We start from the raw sequence: 18,227 nt of genomic DNA on the forward strand, positions 1-18,227 counted from the left end.
CGCCGCCGCCGACGCCGCGGAGTTCGAGCGCATCCTCGCCGCAGCCGCGCTCACCGGCACCCCCGCGACCCCCGCGACCTCCGGCACGCCCGCGACCCCCGCACTCACCGGCACCCCCGCACGCCCCGCGACCCCGGGCGACGGCACCGAGCTGCGCCGTCGCGTGCGGCACCGCAACGACCCCCTGCGCGGCTCCATCCTCTCCCCCGACACCTGGCGGCAGACCGCCGAGGCCCTCCGGCGCGCACGATGACCGCAGCCCGGGCCGTCGAGCCTCGTCGCGCGCCGTGGCGGCTGCTCGCCGTCGCGTCCGCGGTGCTGCTCGTGGTCGCGGTGCTCGTGCTGTGCAGCGGCGGTCCCGCGCACGCCGAGGTGCTGCCCGACGACCAGGGCGAGGGCGTCTCGATCGACATCAACGGCGTCGACGGCAGCCCGTCCGGCTCCATCCTCACGCTGCTCGGCATCACGCTGCTGTCGGTCGCTCCGGCGCTGCTGCTGATGATGTCGTCGTTCACGAAGATCTTCGTGGTGCTGGCGATGACCCGCAACGCGCTGTCCCTGCCGACGATCCCGCCGAACCAGGTGCTGGCGGGCCTGTCGCTGTTCCTGTCGCTGTTCATCATGTGGCCCGTGCTCACCGAGATCAACACGCTCGCGGTGCAGCCCTACATCGACGGCGCCCTCACGTTCACGCAGGCGGTCGACATCGGCCAGGGCCCGCTGCGCGAGTGGATGCTGCACTACACGCGCGAGGAGGACCTCGCGCTCATGACCCGCATGGCCGGTCAGGACAACCCCGACGACGCGGCGAGCGTGCCGATGTACACCCTGATCCCCGCGTTCATGATCTCCGAGCTGCGGGCCGCGTTCATCATCGGCTTCGTGATCTTCGTGCCGTTCCTGGTGATCGACCTGGTCGTGGCGGCCGCGCTGATGTCGATGGGCATGATGATGCTCCCGCCGGTCATGATCTCGCTGCCGTTCAAGATCCTGCTGTTCATCCTCGTGGACGGCTGGGGGCTCATCATCAAGGCCCTCCTGGAGAGCTACGGAGGTGTGGGATGAGCCCGGAGGCCGTGCTCGACATCGGCGCGCAGGGGCTGCTCATCGCGGCCAAGCTCGCCGCGCCCATGCTCGTGACCGCGCTCGTGGTGGGCTTCGCGATCTCGCTGCTGCAGTCCATCACCCAGGTGCAGGAGGTGACGCTGTCGTTCGTGCCGAAAATCGTCGCGGTGGGCATCGCCCTGCTGATCGCGGGCAACTGGATGATCGCGGAGATCATCGCCTTCACGAACGAGATGTTCGCCCGGATCCCGGCACTGCTGAGCGGGTGAGCGCGTGTACATCCCGATCGACTTCGCGTGGCTGGAGGCCACGATGCTCGCGGCCGTGCGCATCACGGCGTTCATCATGATCGCCCCGCCGTTCTCCTACGGCGCGATCCCGGTGCGCGTGAAGGCCATGCTGTCGATCGGGCTGTCCCTCGCGGTGGGCGCGGCCGTCGCCCCCGGCTACGAGCCGCTGGACACCGGCGCGTTCCTCGGCGCGCTCGTGCTCCAGGTGCTCACCGGCGCGCTGCTGGGTTTCCTGGTGATGATGTGCTTCGCGGCGCTGCAGGCCGCCGGCAGCCTGATCGACGTGTTCGGCGGGTTCCAGCTCGCCCAGGCGTTCGACCCGGCGGCGATGGTCAACGGCGCCCAGTTCACCCGCCTGTTCCACCTGACGGCGCTGACGCTGCTGTTCGCCTCCGGCGGCTACCAGCTGATCCTCGCAGGGCTCGCGCGCAGCTTCGACGCGGTGCCCGTCGACGGCATCTTCGCGGTCGCCGGGCCCGTCGAGCTGCTCGTGGACGGGGTGTCGCAGATGGTGCTCGCGGCCGTGCAGATCGCGGGCCCGCTCGTGCTCGTGCTGTTCCTGGCCGACGTGGGCCTCGGCCTGATCACCCGGGTCGCGCCCGCGCTGAACGCCTTCGCGATGGGCTTTCCGGTGAAGATCCTGCTGACCCTGCTGCTCGCCGGTGCCGTGTACCTGGCGTTCCCCGGCATCATCGACGCGCTCGCCTCCCAGGCCTTCCGGCTGATGCAGGGGGTGACGCCGTGAGCGACGCCGACAGCGGGGAGCGCAGCGAGAAGGCGACCGACAAGCACCTGCGCGAAGCCCGGCAGAAGGGTCGCCTCGCCCGCAGCCAGGACCTCACGGCGTGGCTCGGCATCGGCGCCGCGGCCGTCATGATGCCCGCCGCGATCGCTGCGGGCACCGCCGCGGGCACCGAGCAGCTCATCTCGCTCACCTCGCTCATGCGGACGCCGTCGCCCGAGGCCGCGCTCGGCGCGCTGGGCCGCGGGCTCGCGTCGGTCCTGCCCACGCTCGGCGCGCTGCTGGCCGCCGTCGCGGTCGTCACCCTGCTCGGCGCGGTGGTGCAGGGCGGCGTGCACCTGCGCAAGCTCACCGGACGCTACGAGCAGTTCAACCTCGTCTCGGGCATGCGGCGGGTGTTCGGCCTGCAGGCGCTCTGGGAGGGCGCGAAGGCGCTGCTCAAGACGGCAGCGATCGCGCTCGCGCTGTGGTTCGTGATCGCCGGGCTCATGCCGGTGCTGACCGCGAGCGGCGCGCACTCGATCTCCCGTCTGCTGGGCACCGCGGCCGAGGGCACCGCCGCCCTCCTGCAGACCGCGATCGGCGTGGGCCTGGTCCTCGCCGCGATCGACCTGTTCGTGGTGATGCGCCGCAACCGCAAGCACACGCGCATGACCAAGAAGGAAGTGCGCGACGAGAACAAGAACTCGGAGGGCGACCCCCTGATCCGCCAGCAGCGCCGGTCGCGCCAGCTCGCCGTGAGCCGCAACCGGATGATCGCGGCGGTCGCGAACTCCGACGTCGTGGTGGTCAACCCCACCCACATCGCGATCGCACTGAGCTACGAGGCCGGCACCTCCGCGCCCCGCGTGGTCGCGAAGGGCAGCGGGGTGATCGCCGAGCGCATCCGCGAGAAGGCGCTCGAGGCCGGGGTGCCCCTCGTGCGCGACATCACCCTCGCGCGATCCCTGCACGCCGCGTGCGAGCTGGGACACGAGATCCCCGAAGACCTGTACAACGCCGTGGCGCGCGTGCTCGTGTTCGTCGACGCCCTGCGGCGTCGCGGCGCCGCCCGCGGCATCCACTCGCTCCCCTACCGGAGGACCGCATGAAGAAGATGCTCACCACGCTGATGGTGCCGATCGGGGTGGTCGGCATCATCATGCTGCTCGTCGTCCCGGTGCCGCCGTTCCTGCTCGACGTGCTCATCATCCTCAACATCATGTTCGCGCTGGTGATCCTGCTCACGTCGATGTTCGTGAAGAAGCCGCTCGACTTCTCGGTGTTCCCCTCGCTGCTGCTGGTGGCGACGCTGTTCCGTCTCGGCCTGAACGTCGCGTCCACCCGGCTCGTGCTGGGCGAGGCGTACGCGGGGCAGGTCATCGAGGCGTTCGGGGCCATCGCGGTCGGCGGCTCGCTCATCATCGGCGCGGTCGTGTTCCTCATCCTCGTGGTCATCCAGTTCGTCGTCGTCACGAAGGGTGCCGAGCGCGTGGCCGAGGTCGGCGCCCGGTTCACGCTCGACGCGATGCCCGGCAAGCAGATGGCCATCGACGCCGATCTCAACGCGGGACTCATCACCGACACGGAGGCCAGGCAGCGCCGCGCCGAGGTGGCCGCGGAGGCCGACTTCTACGGCGCCATGGACGGTGCCTCGAAGTTCGTGAAGGGCGACGCGATCGCCGGGCTCGTCATCATCATCATCAACATCGTCGGCGGCATCGCGATCGGGCTCGTGCAGCACGGCATGTCGATCGACCAGGCCGTGAGCACGTACAGCCTCCTGACGATCGGCGACGGCCTGGTCACGCAGATCCCGGCCCTGCTCATGGCCGTGTCGACCGGCATGATCGTGACCCGTTCGACCGCCGAGACCGAGATGGGCACGGCCGCATCGGCCCAGCTCGGGCAGTCCCGCAACGCGCTGCTGATCGCCGGGTGCGCGGCCATCATCATGTCGCTCATCCCGCACATGCCGATGCTGCCGTTCGTCGCGATCGGGGCGCTGCTGCTCCTGGTCGCCCAGCGCATCACCGCCACCAGGAAGCGGGAGGCGGCCGAAGCCGCGAAGGCACCGGTGACGCCGCCTGCGGAGCAGCCGGAGGAGCTGATCGAACGCATGCGCGTGCACCCGCTCGAGATCCTCCTCTCGCCCGACATCGTCGACCTGGTCACCGGCGGCCCCGACGACCTGCTCGCGCGCGTGAAGGCGCTGCGGCGGCGCATCGCGCTCGACCTCGGCCTGGTCACCCCGCCCGTCCGCACGCGCGACAGCATCGAGCTGCCGCAGGCCACGTACGTGATCCGCATCGCCGGGGTGGAGACCGGGCGCGGGACCGCGCCGGGCGGATCGGTGCTCGCGCTCGGCTCGGGACTCGAGTCGCTGCCCGGCGCCGCAGCCCTCGACCCCGTGTTCGGGTTGGAGGGCAAGTGGATCCCGATGGAGATGCGGCACAGCGCCGAGTTCGCCGGAGCGACCGTGATCGACCGGGCCAGCGTGATCGTCACGCACCTGTCGAGCGTGATCCAGACGCACGCCGCGCGGCTGCTGTCGCGGGAGGACGTGCGCCAGCTCACCGACGCGCTCAAGCAGGTGTCGCCGTCGGCGGTGGAGGAGCTCACGCCCGCGCAGCTCTCACTCGCCGAGGTCCAGCGCGTCCTGCAGGGGCTGCTCGCGGAGCGCGTGCCGATCAACGACCTCGGCCGCATCTACGAGGCGCTGGCCCTGCGCGCCAAGACCTCGACCGACCCGGAGGGGCTGATCGAGGCCGCCAGGGCCGCGCTCGGCCCGGCGATCGCCGCGCGCTTCGCGGAGAACGGCGTGCTGCGGGTGGTCATGATCAACCCGCTGCTGGAGCAGGCGATGCTGGAGAGCCTGCGGCCGGGCGACGACGGCACCCAGATCGTGTTCGAGCCGCAGCGCATGGAGGCCGTGATCGCCTCGGTCAAGCAGGCGGTCGCCGCGCAGGCGGACGGGCCGGAACCGGTGCTGGTGTGCGCGCCGTCGCTGCGGCCGGCCGTACGACGGCTGGTGTCGGCGCAGACCGACGGCCTGCCGGTGCTGTCGTACAGCGAGGCCACCGCGGCGCCGCTGACGATCGAGACCATCGGCGTGGTGCGCGACGCCTCGACCGCGTCGCTGGGGCCCGCCCCCGTCGCACCAGTAGGCTGATCGAATGCTGGTGTTGACGAGGCGGATCGGTGAGAGCGTGCGCATCGACGGCGAGATCGAGGTCACGCTGCTCGACATCAAGGGCGACAGCGTGCGGATCGGCGTGAAGGCCCCGCGGGAGACGCGCATCCAGCGCACCGAGATCATCGAGGCCGTCGGCGCCGAGAACGTCTCCGCCGCCGCCGACACCGACGCCACCGCCGAGGGGGCCATCGCCGCCGCGCTCGCGCGCGGCCGCGAGCACCGCCGGTCCTAGCCGTTCACACCGGCGAGAGGTCGGCGGACACGGCGCGCTTCCACTGGTCGCCGCCGGCCGCACGTGCCCGGTCCGCGGCGGCGGCCGCCGCCGCCAGCAGCGCGTCGTAGTCGTAGCCGGCGACGCTCGAGGTGGCCCAGCCGATGCTGGCCGAGGAGCGGATGCCGCTCACCGGCGCATCCGTGTCGATGACCGAGATCCGGGACAGGATCGCGCGCAGGTGGAAGCGCACGGCCTCGTCGCTGCCGCGGATCAGCACGACGACCCGGTCGTCACTCACCCGTTCCGCGTCGGCGGTGGTGGGCAGCGCCTCCTGGACGTCGGCGTGGAAGCGGTCGACGATCCGGCGGAAGGCCCCGCTGCTCGACGCCTCGCGCAGGTCGGCGGGGTCGTCCAGCCGCACGTCCAGCACCGACCACGCCCCGTCGTTCTGCGCCTCGGCCTTGCGCAGGCGGGCCCTGGCACGGTCGGCCGCCCCGACGTCACCGCGCGCCGCGCTCTCCACCCGCACCAGCAGCACGAGGGTGAAGGCGGCGCAGGTGCTCACCACGATCGCGCCGACGGCGTTCATGCCCCGCAGGGCGCTCAACTGCGCCTCGGTGCTCACGCTCCCCGACACCAGCGCAGACGCCCCGCTGACCACGGAGACGACCGCGAAGCCGCACGCGGCGAGCGCGAGGGGCATCACGACGTCGCGCGCGGGAGGCTGCCCGCGAAGCAGCTCCCACGCGAGGAGCCCGGCGAACACGCCCATCGACAGGAAGACGAGGTGGAAGACCAGCAGGTACCAGGCCGTGCCCGCCGTGGACACCAGGGCGACCGGCACGCCGATCAGCGCCACGATCACCGGCAGCCAGGGGGCCGAGCGCCCGAAGTGGATCCGCACGCCGATCCAGACGAGGGGGATGAACACGACCGTCAGCGCCGACGAGGCGGCCCGCAGGACCGGGAGGCCGGTGTGATGCCCGGCCAGCCACAGGTACGCGCCCAGCATGCCGATCCCGAAGGCCACGCCCCACACGATCGTCGCCCTGGTCGGGCGCGCCAGGGTGGCGAGACCGATCACGATCGCGGTCAGCACGGTCACGACGGCGACCATGCTGGTGGTCACGTCGACGTTGACGGGCACGAGCGGTGTCATGCCGGATCCTTCCTCGGGGAACGGCGCGGGAAGCGCACGGTGACGGTGGTGCCGACGCCCACCTCGCTGTCGACGAGGATCTCCCCGTCGTGCGCGACGACGATGTCCCGCGCGATGCCCATGCCGAGCCCGGTGCCGGAGATCCCGCCCCGCACGGCGCTGTCGGTGCGGAAGTACGGCTCGAAGAGACGGGGCAGCTCGTCGGGGGCGATGCCCATGCCGGTGTCGACCACGCTCACCTCGGCCCTGGCATCGTCCGCGCCGACCCGCACCTGGATGCGGCCGCCGGACGGGGTGTACTTCACGGCGTTGCCGATCAGGTTGTCGAGCACCTGGCGCAGCCGGAACGCGTCGCCGGTGATGACCAGGCGGTCCGCGCCGTCGAGGCTCAGCTCCTGCCGGGCAGCGGTGATCAGCGGCGCGAACGAGGCCGCGGACGCCTCCACCACCTCGCGCAGGTCCACCGGCTCGAACGGCTCCGGCGAGCTGCGGGTCTGCGCCTGCATGCTCGAGAGCAGGTCCTGCATCCGCTCCCCCGCGTTGGCGATCACCTCGACCTGCGCTGGCACGCGGCCCGGCAGGTCGTCGCGTTCGCGCAGCAGCTCCACGTGCCCGATGATCGCGGTGAGCGGGTTGCGCAGCTCGTGCGAGACGATCGCGGTGAGGGCCCTGCGCTCCTCCGCGGCCTCCAGGAGCGCGGTGACGTCGTCGATCACGACCAGCGCGATGTGCTCGCCCTCGCCGGCCCCGGCCATCGCCTGCGTGGTCACCTCCAGCGCCCGCCACTGTCCCGCGCCGTCGAACAGCCACACCCGTTCGGCGCGCAGCTCCTCCCCCGCGGCCGCCCGCGCCAGGGTCGTGCGCGCGGGGCTCAGGGCGGTGCCGCGCCGCGCGTCGTACTCGACCGAGGCGGAGGGCAGGGCGGCCCCGTAGCGGTCGCGGCCGTACAGCGCGCGGTAGGCGTCGTTCATCTGCAGGATCCGCCCCTGTGCGGTGACCACGACCAGGGCGACACCGAGCGCGTCGATGATCTGCGTCACCCGCTGCTGGTTGGTCTCGGCCCGCTCCGCCGCCCTGTTCACCTGCTCGGAGCGCCGCTGCAGCAGCCGTCGCGCGGCACCCGACCGCTGCGAGCCGATCCGCACCGTGACCCCGAGGAAGCTGAGGGTCACCACGACCGTCAGCACCCGCAGCAGCACGTCGGCCGGCTCCCCCGACCGGTCGGCGAAGAACACCAGACAGCCGCTGCTGAAGGCGACACCGGTGAACACCCACGGCATCGAGAAGTAGGTCGCCAGCCACACCACGGGGAACACCCACAGGAACCCGAGCCGCAGGTCGGGGGCGTTGGTGGTGAAGCCGACGGCCAGGATGTCCAGGAGCGGGAGCGCGGTCACGGCGGTGCGCGGAAGCCGGCGCCACGGCACGAGCAGGGCGACGAGCGTGGTGACCACCACGAGGACGATCCCGACCACGAACAGCGGGATCGTGAGCGTGTGCGGCTTGAAGCCCGCGACCATCACCACGATGGCGACGATGCTGCCCGCGAACACGAGTTGCCAACGCCAGATCGACACTGTGCGGATCATGAAGCCCCCGCCTCCTGGTCGATCCTCAGCTTTGTCGCAAGATTACTCAAAGATCGGGCCTACGCGCTCTTCAGGCGACATCGGCGTCCTACGATTCTGAGTGGGGGCCGACACTGCGACTGGGGATTTCGCAGACGCTGGGGCCGCGCGAGTGGGGATTCGCAGGCATCCGAGGCCGCGGTGGGGGAGCCGCGGCCTCGAACCCCTGTCAGCCGGGTTGATCGCCGGCTGGGGTGAGCCGATAGCCGACGCCGCGCACGGTCTCGATGTAGCGCGGCTCGGTGGGGCTGTCGCCGAGCTTGCGGCGCAGGTTGGCCATGTGGGTCTCGATGGCGCGCTTGTCCGGTTCGCTGACGGGGTCGGCGGAGCCGGACGGCGCGCCGCGCAGACCCCGTGCGAGCTCCGCCTTGCTGCACACGCGGCGCCGCGACTCCAGCAGCGCGGCGAGCAGGTCGAACTCCGTGGGGGTGAGCTCGACCGGACGCTGCGCCACGAGCACGAGCCGCGTGTCGAGGTCGAGACTGAGGTCGCGATGCACGCGACCACGCCACGTGGACACGGTCGTGTCGGTCGCGGCGGCCGGCGGCGCGGGCGCGACCGGACGCTGCGTCGCCGTGGCGACCGGGAGCCGCGGTCGCCGCAGGAGCGCCTCGATCCGCGCGCGCAGCTCGCGCGGACGGAACGGCTTGACCAGGTACTCGTCGGCGCCCGAGGTGAGACCGAGCACCACGTCGGACTCCTCCGCGAGCGCGGACAGCATGATGATGAACGTGTCGCTGACCCGGCGGATGCGCCGGGCCACCTCGAACCCGTCGATGCCGGGCAGGTTGATGTCGAGCGTGGTGATCACGGGCTGGTGCCGTTCGACCGCCGCGAGGCCCTCCGGCCCCGATCCGGTGACGGCGACCTCGAAGCCCGCGGCGAGGAACACCTCCTCCAGCAGCGACTGCACGCCGGGGTCGTCCTCGATGATGACCGCGACCAGGTCGCCGACGCTGCGGGCGGTCATGCCCGCTGCTCCCGGACGATGGTGACCACGCGCGGGGCGTCCGCGTCGAGCTCGGACGGGTCGAGGTCGTCGTCGGCTCCGGCCGCGCCGACCGGGCGTTCCAGCTCGATGTCCCACCACGCGTCGGCGAGCTCCTCCGCCATGCCGCGCCCCCATTCGATCACGACCACCGAGCGCTGCAGGTCGAGATCGAGGTCGTCGAGCTCGGCGGCCGAGCCGAGCCGGTAGGCGTCCACGTGCACGAGCGGCGCCCCGCCCACGAGCGACGGGTGGGTGCGCGCGATCACGAACGTGGGGCTCTGCACGGGTCCGCGCACGCCGAGCCCCTCCGCGAGCCCCCGCGTGAAGGTGGTCTTGCCCGCCCCGAGCGGCCCCGTGAGGATGAGCAGGTCGCCCGCCTCCAGCTGTTCGCCGATCCGCAGGCCGAGCTGTTCCATCTCGTCCGCGGTGGCGATCTCCCGGCGGCCGAGGAACGCCGGGTCGACGCTCACGACGCCCTCCGCGGCACCCGGTGTCCGATGCGGGTCACGATCTCGTAGTCGATCGTGCCCGCGGCGTCCGCCCACTCCCGCGCCGACGGCACGCCGAGGGTCGGATCGCCGAACAGCACCACTTCGTCGCCGATCGAGACGGGGGTGTCCCCCACGTCCACCACGAACTGGTCCATCGCGATGCGGCCGACGTTCACGAAGCGGCGCCCGCCGATCGACACGGGAAGGCGCCCGGAGGCGCTGCGGGGCACGCCGTCGGCGTAGCCCAGCGGCACCAGGACGAGCGTGGTGTCGCGGTCGGTGCGATGGTCGTAACCGTACGAGACACCGGTGCCGGCCGGCACCCGGCGCACGGCCGCGACCGCGCCGCGCAGCGTCATGGCCGGACGCAGGCCCAGTTCGGCCGAGGAGCGGTCGTCGAACGGCGACTGCCCGTACAGGCCGATGCCGATCCGCACCGCATCCAGCCGCGTCTCCGGCAGGTCGATCGCCGCGGCGGTCGCGGCGATGTGGCGGATCTCCGGGCGGATGCCGAACGACGCCGCCGCGGCCACCCCCTCCTCGAACTTCGCCAGCGCCGCCCTGTCGTCGGCGGGTGAGGTGTTCGACAGGTGACTGAACAGGCCCACCACCCGCAGCCGCCCGATGCGTTCGAGCCGCGCGGCCTCGGCCAGCACCCGCCCCCAGTCGCCCGGGGCGATGCCGTTGCGCGACAGCCCCGTCTCGAACTTCAGGTGCACCGCGACCGGGCTGTCGACCGCCGCCGCGGCCGCCGCCGCCTCCAGCTGGTCGAACGAGGAGATCCCGAGCTCGATGTTCTCGGCCGCCGCCTGGGTGAAGCGCTCCCCCGGGGCGTGCAGCCAGGCGAGGATCGGCGCGTGCACGCCCTGCCGACGCAGCTCCAGCGCCTCCGGGATCTCGGCGACCCCGAGCCGGGTGGCACCGGCCGAGAGCGCGGCCACCGCGGTCGCCGCGGCACCGTGTCCGTACGCGTTGGCCTTCACCACCGCGAGCACCTCGACCCCGGTGAGCCGACGGAAGTGCCGCACGTTGTCGGCGATCGCGTCGAGGTCGATCGCGGCCTCACGGAAGGGGACGGTCACAGCGGTGCTCCTTCGGCGACGACGAACGCGGCGGCCAGGCCCGCGTCGTGGGTGAGGGTGAGGTGGAGGGTCACGATGCCGCGCTCCTCGACGACCGCCGCCGTCGATCCGGACAGCACGAAGTACGGCCGCCCCGAGGGCTCGGAGGCGATCTCGATCTCGGTCCAGTGCACGCCGTCCGACCCGCCCAGCGTCTTGATCAGCGCCTCCTTGGCGGCGTAGCGCGCGGCCAACGACGGCAGTCGGAGCGCCTGCTCCGAGGGGGCGAACAGCCGCTCGCGGAGCTTGGGCGTGCGGGTCATCGTGCGCTCGAACCGGGGGATGTCCACGAGGTCGATGCCGGTGCCGATGATCACCCGTTCAGCCTACTCGCGCGGAACGGCCCCGCCCCGGAGCGGGACGGGGCCGTTCGCGGACGACGGGCGGGGTCACTCCACCGTGACGGACTTGGCCAGGTTGCGCGGCTGGTCCACATCGAGCCCCTTGGCGGTGGCCAGCGCCATCGCGAAGATCTGCAGCGGCACCACGGCCAGCAGCGGCTCGAACATGGGGCCGGCGAGCGGGATGTGGATGACCTCGTCGGCGAAGGGCAGCACCGCGGCGTCGCCCTCCTCCGCCACCACGATGACCCGGGCGCCGCGCGCGCGGATCTCCTGGATGTTGGAGACGACCTTCGAGTGCACGAGCGCGGAGTGGCGCGGCGACGGCACCAGCACGAACACCGGCTGCCCCGGCTCGATCAGCGCGATCGGGCCGTGCTTGAGCTCGCCGGCGGCGAAACCCTCGGCGTGGATGTAGGAGATCTCCTTGAGCTTGAGCGCGCCCTCCAGCGCGATCGGGTAGCCCACGTGGCGACCGAGGAACAGCACGGAGCGGGTGTCGGCCATCCAGCCGGCGAGCTGCGTGACGTGCTCCTGCTCGCTCTCCAGCACCGCGGCGACCTTCTCGGGCAGGGCCAGCAGCTCGGCGACGTCGGTGGACGCGTCGGCGACCGTGCCGCGCACGCGACCCATGTGCAGGCCGAGCAGCAGCAGCGCCGTGATCTGTGCCGAGAACGCCTTGGTCGACGCGACCGCGACCTCCGGTCCGGCGTGCGTGTAGACGACCGCGTCGGACTCGCGCGGGATGGTGGCGCCCTGCGTGTTGCACACCGAGAGGGTGCGCGCGCCGCGCTCGCGGGCGTACTTGACGGCCATGAGCGTGTCCATGGTCTCGCCTGACTGGCTGATCGACACGACCAGGGTGTCGGCGCCGATCACGGGGTCGCGGTAGCGGAACTCGTGCGCGAGCTCGACGTCGACCGCGACGCGTGCCCACTGCTCGATGGCGTACTTGCCGACGAGGGCGGCGTACGACGCGGTGCCGCACGCGGTGATGATGACGCGGTTGATGCCGGTGAACAGCTCGTCGAGCCCGTCGAGCTCGGGGATCACGACCTGCCCGTCCTGGATGCGACCGCGGATCGTGTTGGCCACGGCCTCGGGCTGCTCGGCGACCTCCTTGGCCATGAAGCTCGACCAGCCGCCCTTCTCGGCGGCGGCGGCATCCCACGACACGTCGAAGGGCTCCGGGGTGACCGGGGTGCCGGCGAAGTCGATCACGGTCACGGCGTCGGGCGTGATCGACACGATCTGGTCCTGACCGATCGCGAGCGCCTGGCGGGTGTGCTCGACGAAGGCCGCGACGTCGGAGCCGAGGAAGTTCTCGCCCTCGCCCAGGCCGATCACGAGCGGGGAGTTGCGGCGGGCGCCGACGACGAGGCCGGGGTGGTCCTGGTGCATCGCGAGCAGGGTGAAGGCACCCTCGAGGCGGTTCACGACCGAGCGGAAGGCGAGCTCGAGGTCGCCGCCGTTGCCGGCGTACTCGCGGCCGAGCAGGGCCGCGGCCACCTCGGTGTCGGTCTCGCTGCGGAACACGACGCCGTCGGCGAGCAGCTCGTCGCGCAGCGCGGCGAAGTTCTCGATGATGCCGTTGTGGATCACGGCGAGCTTGTCGTCGTCGGCGAGGTGCGGGTGGGCGTTGCCGTCGGTGGGCCCGCCGTGGGTGGCCCAGCGCGTGTGGCCGATGCCGGTGGTGCCGTCGGGCAGCGGCGCGTCGCCGAGCGAGTCGCGCAGCACGGCCAGCTTGCCGGCCTTCTTGCGCATCCCCAGCTCGCCGTCGCCGTCGATCACGGCGATGCCCGCGGAGTCATAGCCGCGGTACTCGAGCCGGGCGAGACCGGCGAGAAGGATGTCCTGGCTGGGCCGCGGGCCCACGTATCCGACGATTCCACACATGAGATACAGGGTAAGACGCGATTTTTGCGAGTCGTCCGAACAATAGAGCGCCGACGGCGCGGCGTCACAGCTTGCGCAGCAGCACGCTCTCCACGTCGTGGTCCGGCCCCTTGCGCAGCACCAGGCGTGCGCGATGCCGGGTGGGCATCACGTTCTCGACCAGGTTGGGCATGTTGATCTCGTTCCAGTACCCGAGCGCCGTGGTGATCGCCTCCTCGTCGGTGAGGTGCGCGAACACGTTGAAGTAGGACGACGGATTGCTGAACGCGCCCTGCCGCAGCGCGAGGAAGCGGTCGACGTACCACTTCTCGATGTGCGACGTCTCGGCGTCGACGAAGATCGAGAAGTCGAACAGGTCGCTGACCGCGACGTCGTTGGGCGCGGGCGGCGGCTGCAGCACGTTCAGCCCCTCCACGATCACCACGTCGGGTCGCCGCACCACGACGTGCGCGTCAGGCACGATGTCGTAGCGCATGTGGGAGTAGAACGGCGCGCGCACCTCGGGGGCGCCGCTCTTGACCTCAGTCAGGAACTCGATCAGCGCGCGCCGGTCGTACGACTCGGGGAAGCCCTTGCGGTCCATGAGCCCGCGGCGCTCCAGCTCGGCGTTCGGATAGAGGAAGCCGTCGGTGGTCACCAGCTCGACGCGTGGCGTGCCCGGCCAGCGGCTCATGAGCTCGCGCAGCAGCCGGGCGATCGTGGACTTGCCCACCGCGACCGATCCGGCGACGCCGACCACGAACGGCGTCGTGCTGTCGTCCTCCTGCAGGAAGGTCGAGGTCGCCGCGCCGAGCTGCTTGGTCGCCGAGGCGTAGAGGCTCAGCAGGCGGCTCAGCGGCAGGTACACCTCGCGCACCTCGGTGAGGTCGAGCCGGTCGCCGATGCCGCGCAGCTCCACGACCTCGGTCTCGGTGAGGGGCTGGTCGAGGCCCGCGGCCAGACGCGCCCACTCGGCTCGGCCGATCTCCCGGTACGGCGACAACGGCAGCGTGGGGTCGGGGGTCACGTGCACCATCGTAACGGCGCGCGAGTAGTCTCTTCCCGTGCGCCTGGGAGTCCTCGACATCGGATCCAACACCGTCCACATGCTCGCGGCCGACGTGCGTCCCGGCGGCCGCCCGCTCGCGACGACCAGCGACCGGACGGTGCTGCGCCTCATGCGCTACCTCACCCCCGACGGCGCCATCTCGGAGGAGGGCGTCGCCGCGCTCGAGGCCGCCGTGGCCCAGGCCCGCCGCGTCGCCGAGGCGGAGCGGGTCGACGAGCTGCTCGCCACCGCGACGAGCGCCGTGCGCGACGCCCGCAACGGCGCCGAGGTCATCGCCCGCATCGAAGCCGCGCTCGGGCAGCCGCTGCAGGTGCTCGACGGCGAGACCGAGGCGGAGCTGACGTTCCTCGCGGTGCGGCGGTGGTTCGGGTGGTCGGCCGGACAGCTGCTGCTGCTCGACATCGGCGGCGGCTCGCTGGAGATCGCCGCGGGGGCGGAGGAGCTGCCCGACGCCGCCGCCTCCGTCCCGCTGGGCGCCGGCCGCATGACCGTGCAGTTCCTCCCCGACGACCCGCCCGGCGAAGCCGACGTCGAGCGGTTGCGCGCGCACGCCGAGACGACGCTCGCCGAGGTGCTGCCCCGGTTCCGCGCCCTGCCCCGCCCCGACCACGTCGTCGGATCGTCCAAGGCCATCCGCTCGCTCGCGCGTCTGGTGGGCTACCCGGCGCCCGGGTGGTCGGGCAGCGACCGGATGCTGCTGCCCCGCGCGGCGCTCGGCTCCTGGATCCCGCGGCTCGCCCGCCTGCCCGCCTCGGCCAGACAGGAGCTGCCCGGCATCACCCCCGATCGCACGTTCCAGATCGTGGCGGCCGCGGTCGCTCTGCACACCGCGATGAGCGCCCTGCAGGTGGACGAGCTGGAGGTCTCCCCGTGGGCCCTGCGCGAGGGCGTGCTGCTGCGCTACATCGAGGAGCACAGCGGCGCGCGAACCTGAGAGGGGCGCACACCCCCCGCCGCTAGCATGACCGCATGACCTCCCCCGCCGTCGCCCCCTCGCGCGCGGGCACGGTGACGGCGCGTCTCGCCCTCGTCGGCTACCTGCTGTTCGTCGGCTTCACCGTCTGGCTCCCCGCCTCGGTCTCGGCCAAGGTCACGGGGCTGGTGGGCGTCATGGCCGCGTGGGTGTCCGATGCGGGCATCGCCTCGTACGAGCGCAGCGCCGTGGTGCTGGAGATCCTCGCCAACGTCGCCCTGTTCGTGCCGGTGGGCCTGCTGCTCGCGCTCGCCCTCCCGCGGCTGCGCCTGTGGCAGGTGGTGCTCTTCGGCGGTCTGATGAGCGTGGTCATCGAAGCGGTCCAGGGGCTCATGCCCTCGCGCGTCCCGGCCCTCAGCGACATCATCGCCAACACCTCGGGCACGCTGATCGGCGCGGTGCTCGCCCTGGTGCTGCTCCAGCTGGTGGCGGGTGATCGTCCGGCGGCGGCCCGCCGTAGGCTGGTGTCGTGACCACGCCCCACCCCGACGGCCCTCCGGCCGGCATGAGCCGCAGGGAATGGCGCGAGCTCCGGGCGACGACGCCCGGAGCGTCCTCCGCCTCCCCTTCCCCCTCCCCCGAATCCGAGAACGCGCACGCGGACGCCCCGGCGCCCGGCCCGCTCGACGCGCTGCTGCGCCCGGACGCGGGCGGCGACCCCGGCCACCGCCTCACGATCCTCACCGTCTGCACGGGCAACATCTGCCGCTCGCCGCTGGCCGAGGTGATGCTCCGCCGCTCGCTCGAGCCGCTGGGCGTGCGCGTGCACAGCGCGGGGACGCACGCGCTGGTGGGCCACGGCATGCCGGAGCCGGCGCTCGAGCTCGCGGCCACGGCGGGCGTCGAGCCGTCGATCGCCGCCGCCCACCAGGCGCGCTACCTGGTCGAGCCGCTGCTCGCCGACACCGACCTCGTGCTGACCATGGCCAGGGAGCACCGCTCGCACGCGGTGAAGATGCTGCCGAGCATCCTGCGGCGCACGTTCACGGTGCGCGAGTTCGCCCGGCTCGCGTCCACGCTGACCAGTGCGGACGCGAGGGCGGCAGCCGATGCCGCAGGCGACGCCCCTGCCGACCGGTTCGCCGCCGTGCTGCGCGCGCTCAACGACCAGCGCGGACTCACCCCCTCGCAGCCGGAGGACGACGACGTGATCGACCCGTACCGCCGCTCGCGCGAGACCTACGCGCTCTCGGCATCGCAGCTCACCCCGGCGCTGGCCGAGGTCGAGCGGGTCGTGCGCGACGCCATCGGCTGAGACGCACCCGTCCGCACGGACGATCACCGTATGCTCATGGTCATGCAGGCATCCCGTGCTCCCCGAGGGATGCGCGAGGGGCGGAAACCGTGGAACTGAGAGACTACGTGCGCATCGTGCGCGCGCACTGGATCGTGATCGTGGTGGCCACGCTGGTCGGCGCCGCCGCCGCGTTCGGATGGACCGCCCTGCAGCCGCGCGTGTACTCCGCCGACACCACCGGCATCGTCACGGCGGCCGGCGGAGACGGCTCGAGCGGCTCCGCCCTGGTGGGCAATCAGCTCGCGCAGAGCAGGGTGAAGTCGTACCTCAACATCGGCTCGTGGCGGGCGGTCGCCGAGCACGCGATCGACGAGCTCGGGCTGGACACGACCCCCGACGTGCTCGTGAACCGGGTGACCGTGACCAATCCGCTCGACACGACCGCCCTGCAGGTCACCGCGAAGGGACCGACGCCGCAGGAGGCACAGGCGCTGGCGCAGGCCTGGCTCGACGGCATGGCGATCGAGATCGACAAGCTCGAGGGCGGCACCTCGTCGACCCCGGCCGCGATCTCCCTCGTGGTGGGCGACTCCGCGCGCCTGCCCACCGAACCCTCCTCCCCCAACACGCGCATCGCCGTCCTCATCGGCGCGCTCGCCGGACTCGCGCTGGGCCTGGTCTACGCGTTCGTGCGGCACACGGTCGACCGGCGGGTCCGCCACCCCCGCGACATCGAGCGCGAGACCGGCGTCTCCGTCATCGGGACGCTGCCGCTGGAGAAGTCGATGTCCGACGAGCGGCAGGTGATCGACTTCTCGCTCGAGTCGCAGCACGGCGTCTCCCACCACACGATCGAGTCGATGCGCGAGCTGCGCACGAACCTGCAGTTCATCGACGTCGATCACCCGCCGCGGGTGATCGTCGTGACCAGCTCGGTGCCGGGCGACGGCAAGTCGACCGTGTCGGTCAACCTCGCCTCGAGCCTCGCGGCCGCCGGGCAGTGGGCGATCCTGATCGACTGCGATCTGCGGCGTCCCGTCATCGCCGACATCTTCGGCATGTCCCGCGACGTCGGGCTGACCGACGTGCTCGCCGGGCGGGCGGAGCTGCAGGACGTGGCGCACCGCCCCTCGCGCGACGTGCCGCTGGCCGTGGTGGGGGCGGGGCGCATCCCGCCGAACCCCAGCGAGCTGCTGGGCTCGAAGCGCATGCGCGACTTCCTGGCCGAGATCAGCTCGTCGGCCATCGTGATCCTCGACTCCCCGCCCGTGCTGCCGGTGACCGATGCGGCGGTGCTCGCCGCCGGCGCTGACGGCGTGCTGATCGTCGTGTCGTCCGGCAAGACCACGTTCGACATGCTGCAGCGCGCGATCGCCAACATCACGCGCACCACCGGCCGCGTGCTCGGCGTCGTGCTGAACCGCGTGCCGCGCAAGGGCGCCGAGTCGGCGTACTACGGCCGCGAGTACTACGGCGCGTACGAGCGGTACGCGGAGCCGGACGACGCACCGGCCGACCCGCCTTCCGACGCCGGACAGACGCCGGGCGTGCGCCGCCGGGGCACGGCTCAGGTCTGAGGCACCCGCCGCAGCAGGCCGTCCGTGCGCAGCGTCTCCGCGGCCGCCGCGACGAGGGCTCCGGCGTCCGCGCCTTCCGGCCGGCCGTGCACCCTCACGACCTCCGCCGTGATGTCGTCGAGCGGGCGCCCGTCGGCCGCGCGCCACACGGCCGGTCCGATGCCGTCGAGCACGTGCACGCTGCTGCCGTCGTCGGTGCGGCGCAGCAGGGCCAGGCGCCCGTCGCCGAGGTCGAGCGCGTCGACCACGGCCGTGCGCACGCCCCTCGTCACCGTCATC

General features: G+C 72.3%; 18 protein-coding genes and 2 pseudogenes. 11 read left to right on the forward strand and 9 right to left on the reverse strand.

Annotated features, from left to right (window positions below):
• The 7 genes and pseudogenes from DW297_RS04105 to csrA form a co-directional block, all read left to right on the forward strand.
• A pseudogene (locus DW297_RS04105) lies at window positions 1–253 on the forward strand (hypothetical protein); the annotation flags it as partial.
• The gene (fliP, locus tag DW297_RS04110; protein ID WP_136029647.1) at window positions 250–1,065 is read left to right on the forward strand and encodes a flagellar type III secretion system pore protein FliP; all 816 of its coding nucleotides are present in this window, start codon (window positions 250–252) and stop codon (window positions 1,063–1,065) included. The pseudogene DW297_RS04105 and the gene fliP, both read left to right, overlap by 4 nt.
• Entirely contained in the window at window positions 1,062–1,334 is a 273-nt protein-coding gene (fliQ, locus tag DW297_RS04115; RefSeq protein WP_136029649.1) for a flagellar biosynthesis protein FliQ, read from the forward strand. Before fliP ends, fliQ begins: the two co-directional genes overlap by 4 nt.
• 4 nt (window positions 1,335–1,338) lie before the next feature.
• Window positions 1,339–2,100: a flagellar biosynthetic protein FliR gene (locus DW297_RS04120; RefSeq protein WP_136029651.1), complete on the forward strand. Its 762-nt coding sequence runs from the start codon at window positions 1,339–1,341 to the stop codon at window positions 2,098–2,100.
• On the forward strand, window positions 2,097–3,188 hold the full coding sequence (locus DW297_RS04125) for an EscU/YscU/HrcU family type III secretion system export apparatus switch protein (protein ID WP_136029653.1): 1,092 nt from the start codon (window positions 2,097–2,099) through the stop codon (window positions 3,186–3,188). Before DW297_RS04120 ends, DW297_RS04125 begins: the two co-directional genes overlap by 4 nt.
• On the forward strand, window positions 3,185–5,248 hold the full coding sequence (locus tag DW297_RS04130) for a flagellar biosynthesis protein FlhA (RefSeq protein ID WP_136029655.1): 2,064 nt from the start codon (window positions 3,185–3,187) through the stop codon (window positions 5,246–5,248). The genes DW297_RS04125 and DW297_RS04130 overlap by 4 nt, the downstream gene beginning before the upstream one ends.
• Window positions 5,249–5,252: 4 nt before the next feature.
• Entirely contained in the window at window positions 5,253–5,504 is a 252-nt protein-coding gene (gene csrA, locus DW297_RS19300; protein WP_136029658.1) for a carbon storage regulator CsrA, read from the forward strand.
• A gap of 4 nt (window positions 5,505–5,508) precedes the next feature.
• On the opposite strand, the gene DW297_RS04140 is transcribed toward csrA, so the two are convergent.
• The 8 genes from DW297_RS04140 to coaA form a co-directional block, all read right to left on the reverse strand.
• Complete coding sequence (locus tag DW297_RS04140) at window positions 5,509–6,645, reverse strand: hypothetical protein (protein WP_136029660.1); 1,137 nt, start codon at window positions 6,643–6,645, stop codon at window positions 5,509–5,511.
• Complete coding sequence (locus tag DW297_RS04145) at window positions 6,642–8,234, reverse strand: sensor histidine kinase (protein ID WP_136029663.1); 1,593 nt, start codon at window positions 8,232–8,234, stop codon at window positions 6,642–6,644. Before DW297_RS04145 ends, DW297_RS04140 begins: the two co-directional genes overlap by 4 nt.
• Before the next feature lie 208 nt (window positions 8,235–8,442).
• Window positions 8,443–9,243, reverse strand: coding sequence for a response regulator transcription factor (locus tag DW297_RS04150; RefSeq protein ID WP_136029675.1), 801 nt, complete (start codon window positions 9,241–9,243; stop codon window positions 8,443–8,445).
• Complete coding sequence (gene tsaE, locus DW297_RS04155) at window positions 9,240–9,734, reverse strand: tRNA (adenosine(37)-N6)-threonylcarbamoyltransferase complex ATPase subunit type 1 TsaE (protein WP_372490575.1); 495 nt, start codon at window positions 9,732–9,734, stop codon at window positions 9,240–9,242. The genes DW297_RS04150 and tsaE overlap by 4 nt, the downstream gene beginning before the upstream one ends.
• Window positions 9,731–10,837 (reverse strand): alanine racemase, encoded by a 1,107-nt coding sequence (gene alr, locus DW297_RS04160; protein WP_136029677.1) that lies wholly within the window; start codon window positions 10,835–10,837, stop codon window positions 9,731–9,733. Before alr ends, tsaE begins: the two co-directional genes overlap by 4 nt.
• Entirely contained in the window at window positions 10,834–11,193 is a 360-nt protein-coding gene (locus DW297_RS04165) for a holo-ACP synthase (protein WP_136029679.1), read from the reverse strand. The genes alr and DW297_RS04165 overlap by 4 nt, the downstream gene beginning before the upstream one ends.
• Before the next feature lie 72 nt (window positions 11,194–11,265).
• Window positions 11,266–13,113: a glutamine--fructose-6-phosphate transaminase (isomerizing) gene (gene glmS, locus DW297_RS04170; RefSeq protein ID WP_136029681.1), complete on the reverse strand. Its 1,848-nt coding sequence runs from the start codon at window positions 13,111–13,113 to the stop codon at window positions 11,266–11,268.
• 64 nt (window positions 13,114–13,177) lie between these two features.
• Window positions 13,178–14,119 (reverse strand): type I pantothenate kinase, encoded by a 942-nt coding sequence (coaA, locus tag DW297_RS04175; protein ID WP_240744509.1) that lies wholly within the window; start codon window positions 14,117–14,119, stop codon window positions 13,178–13,180.
• A gap of 37 nt (window positions 14,120–14,156) precedes the next feature.
• Between coaA and DW297_RS04180 the strand changes: the two genes are divergently transcribed.
• From DW297_RS04180 to DW297_RS18780, 4 genes are all read left to right on the forward strand, one after another.
• Window positions 14,157–15,095 carry a Ppx/GppA phosphatase family protein gene (locus tag DW297_RS04180; protein WP_136029684.1) on the forward strand — a complete coding sequence of 313 codons (939 nt, stop codon included), beginning with the start codon at window positions 14,157–14,159 and terminating at the stop codon, window positions 15,093–15,095.
• 35 nt (window positions 15,096–15,130) lie between these two features.
• A complete protein-coding gene (locus DW297_RS04185) occupies window positions 15,131–15,607 on the forward strand; it encodes a VanZ family protein (protein ID WP_136029687.1) in 477 nt (158 codons plus the stop codon).
• Complete coding sequence (locus DW297_RS18775) at window positions 15,604–16,389, forward strand: arsenate reductase/protein-tyrosine-phosphatase family protein (RefSeq protein WP_240744510.1); 786 nt, start codon at window positions 15,604–15,606, stop codon at window positions 16,387–16,389. Before DW297_RS04185 ends, DW297_RS18775 begins: the two co-directional genes overlap by 4 nt.
• Before the next feature lie 89 nt (window positions 16,390–16,478).
• Window positions 16,479–17,948, forward strand: a complete 1,470-nt coding sequence (locus DW297_RS18780; RefSeq protein WP_168442791.1) for a polysaccharide biosynthesis tyrosine autokinase — start codon at window positions 16,479–16,481, stop codon at window positions 17,946–17,948.
• Here the strand turns inward: DW297_RS18780 and DW297_RS18785 are convergent.
• Window positions 17,939–18,227, reverse strand: a pseudogene (locus tag DW297_RS18785) (hypothetical protein); the annotation flags it as partial. The gene DW297_RS18780 and the pseudogene DW297_RS18785 sit on opposite strands and share 10 nt — an antisense overlap.

The sequence above is a fragment of the Microbacterium sp. PF5 genome (genome assembly GCF_004794315.1).
Taxonomy (GTDB): Bacteria; Actinomycetota; Actinomycetes; order Actinomycetales; family Microbacteriaceae; genus Microbacterium; species Microbacterium sufflavum.

Bases quoted from the DNA above. Each gene is read 5' to 3' on its own strand.
- DW297_RS04130 (WP_136029655.1), top strand. From the start codon at position 3,185: ATGAAGAAGATGCTCACCACGCTGATGGTGCCGATCGGGGTGGTCGGC.
- fliQ (WP_136029649.1), top strand. From the start codon at position 1,062: ATGAGCCCGGAGGCCGTGCTCGACATCGGCGCGCAGGGGCTGCTCATC.
- DW297_RS04140 (WP_136029660.1), bottom strand. From the start codon at position 6,645: ATGACACCGCTCGTGCCCGTCAACGTCGACGTGACCACCAGCATGGTC.
- DW297_RS04145 (WP_136029663.1), bottom strand. From the start codon at position 8,234: ATGATCCGCACAGTGTCGATCTGGCGTTGGCAACTCGTGTTCGCGGGC.
- DW297_RS04150 (WP_136029675.1), bottom strand. From the start codon at position 9,243: ATGACCGCCCGCAGCGTCGGCGACCTGGTCGCGGTCATCATCGAGGAC.
- glmS (WP_136029681.1), bottom strand. From the start codon at position 13,113: ATGTGTGGAATCGTCGGATACGTGGGCCCGCGGCCCAGCCAGGACATC.
- fliP (WP_136029647.1), top strand. From the start codon at position 250: ATGACCGCAGCCCGGGCCGTCGAGCCTCGTCGCGCGCCGTGGCGGCTG.
- csrA (WP_136029658.1), top strand. From the start codon at position 5,253: ATGCTGGTGTTGACGAGGCGGATCGGTGAGAGCGTGCGCATCGACGGC.
- DW297_RS04185 (WP_136029687.1), top strand. From the start codon at position 15,131: ATGACCTCCCCCGCCGTCGCCCCCTCGCGCGCGGGCACGGTGACGGCG.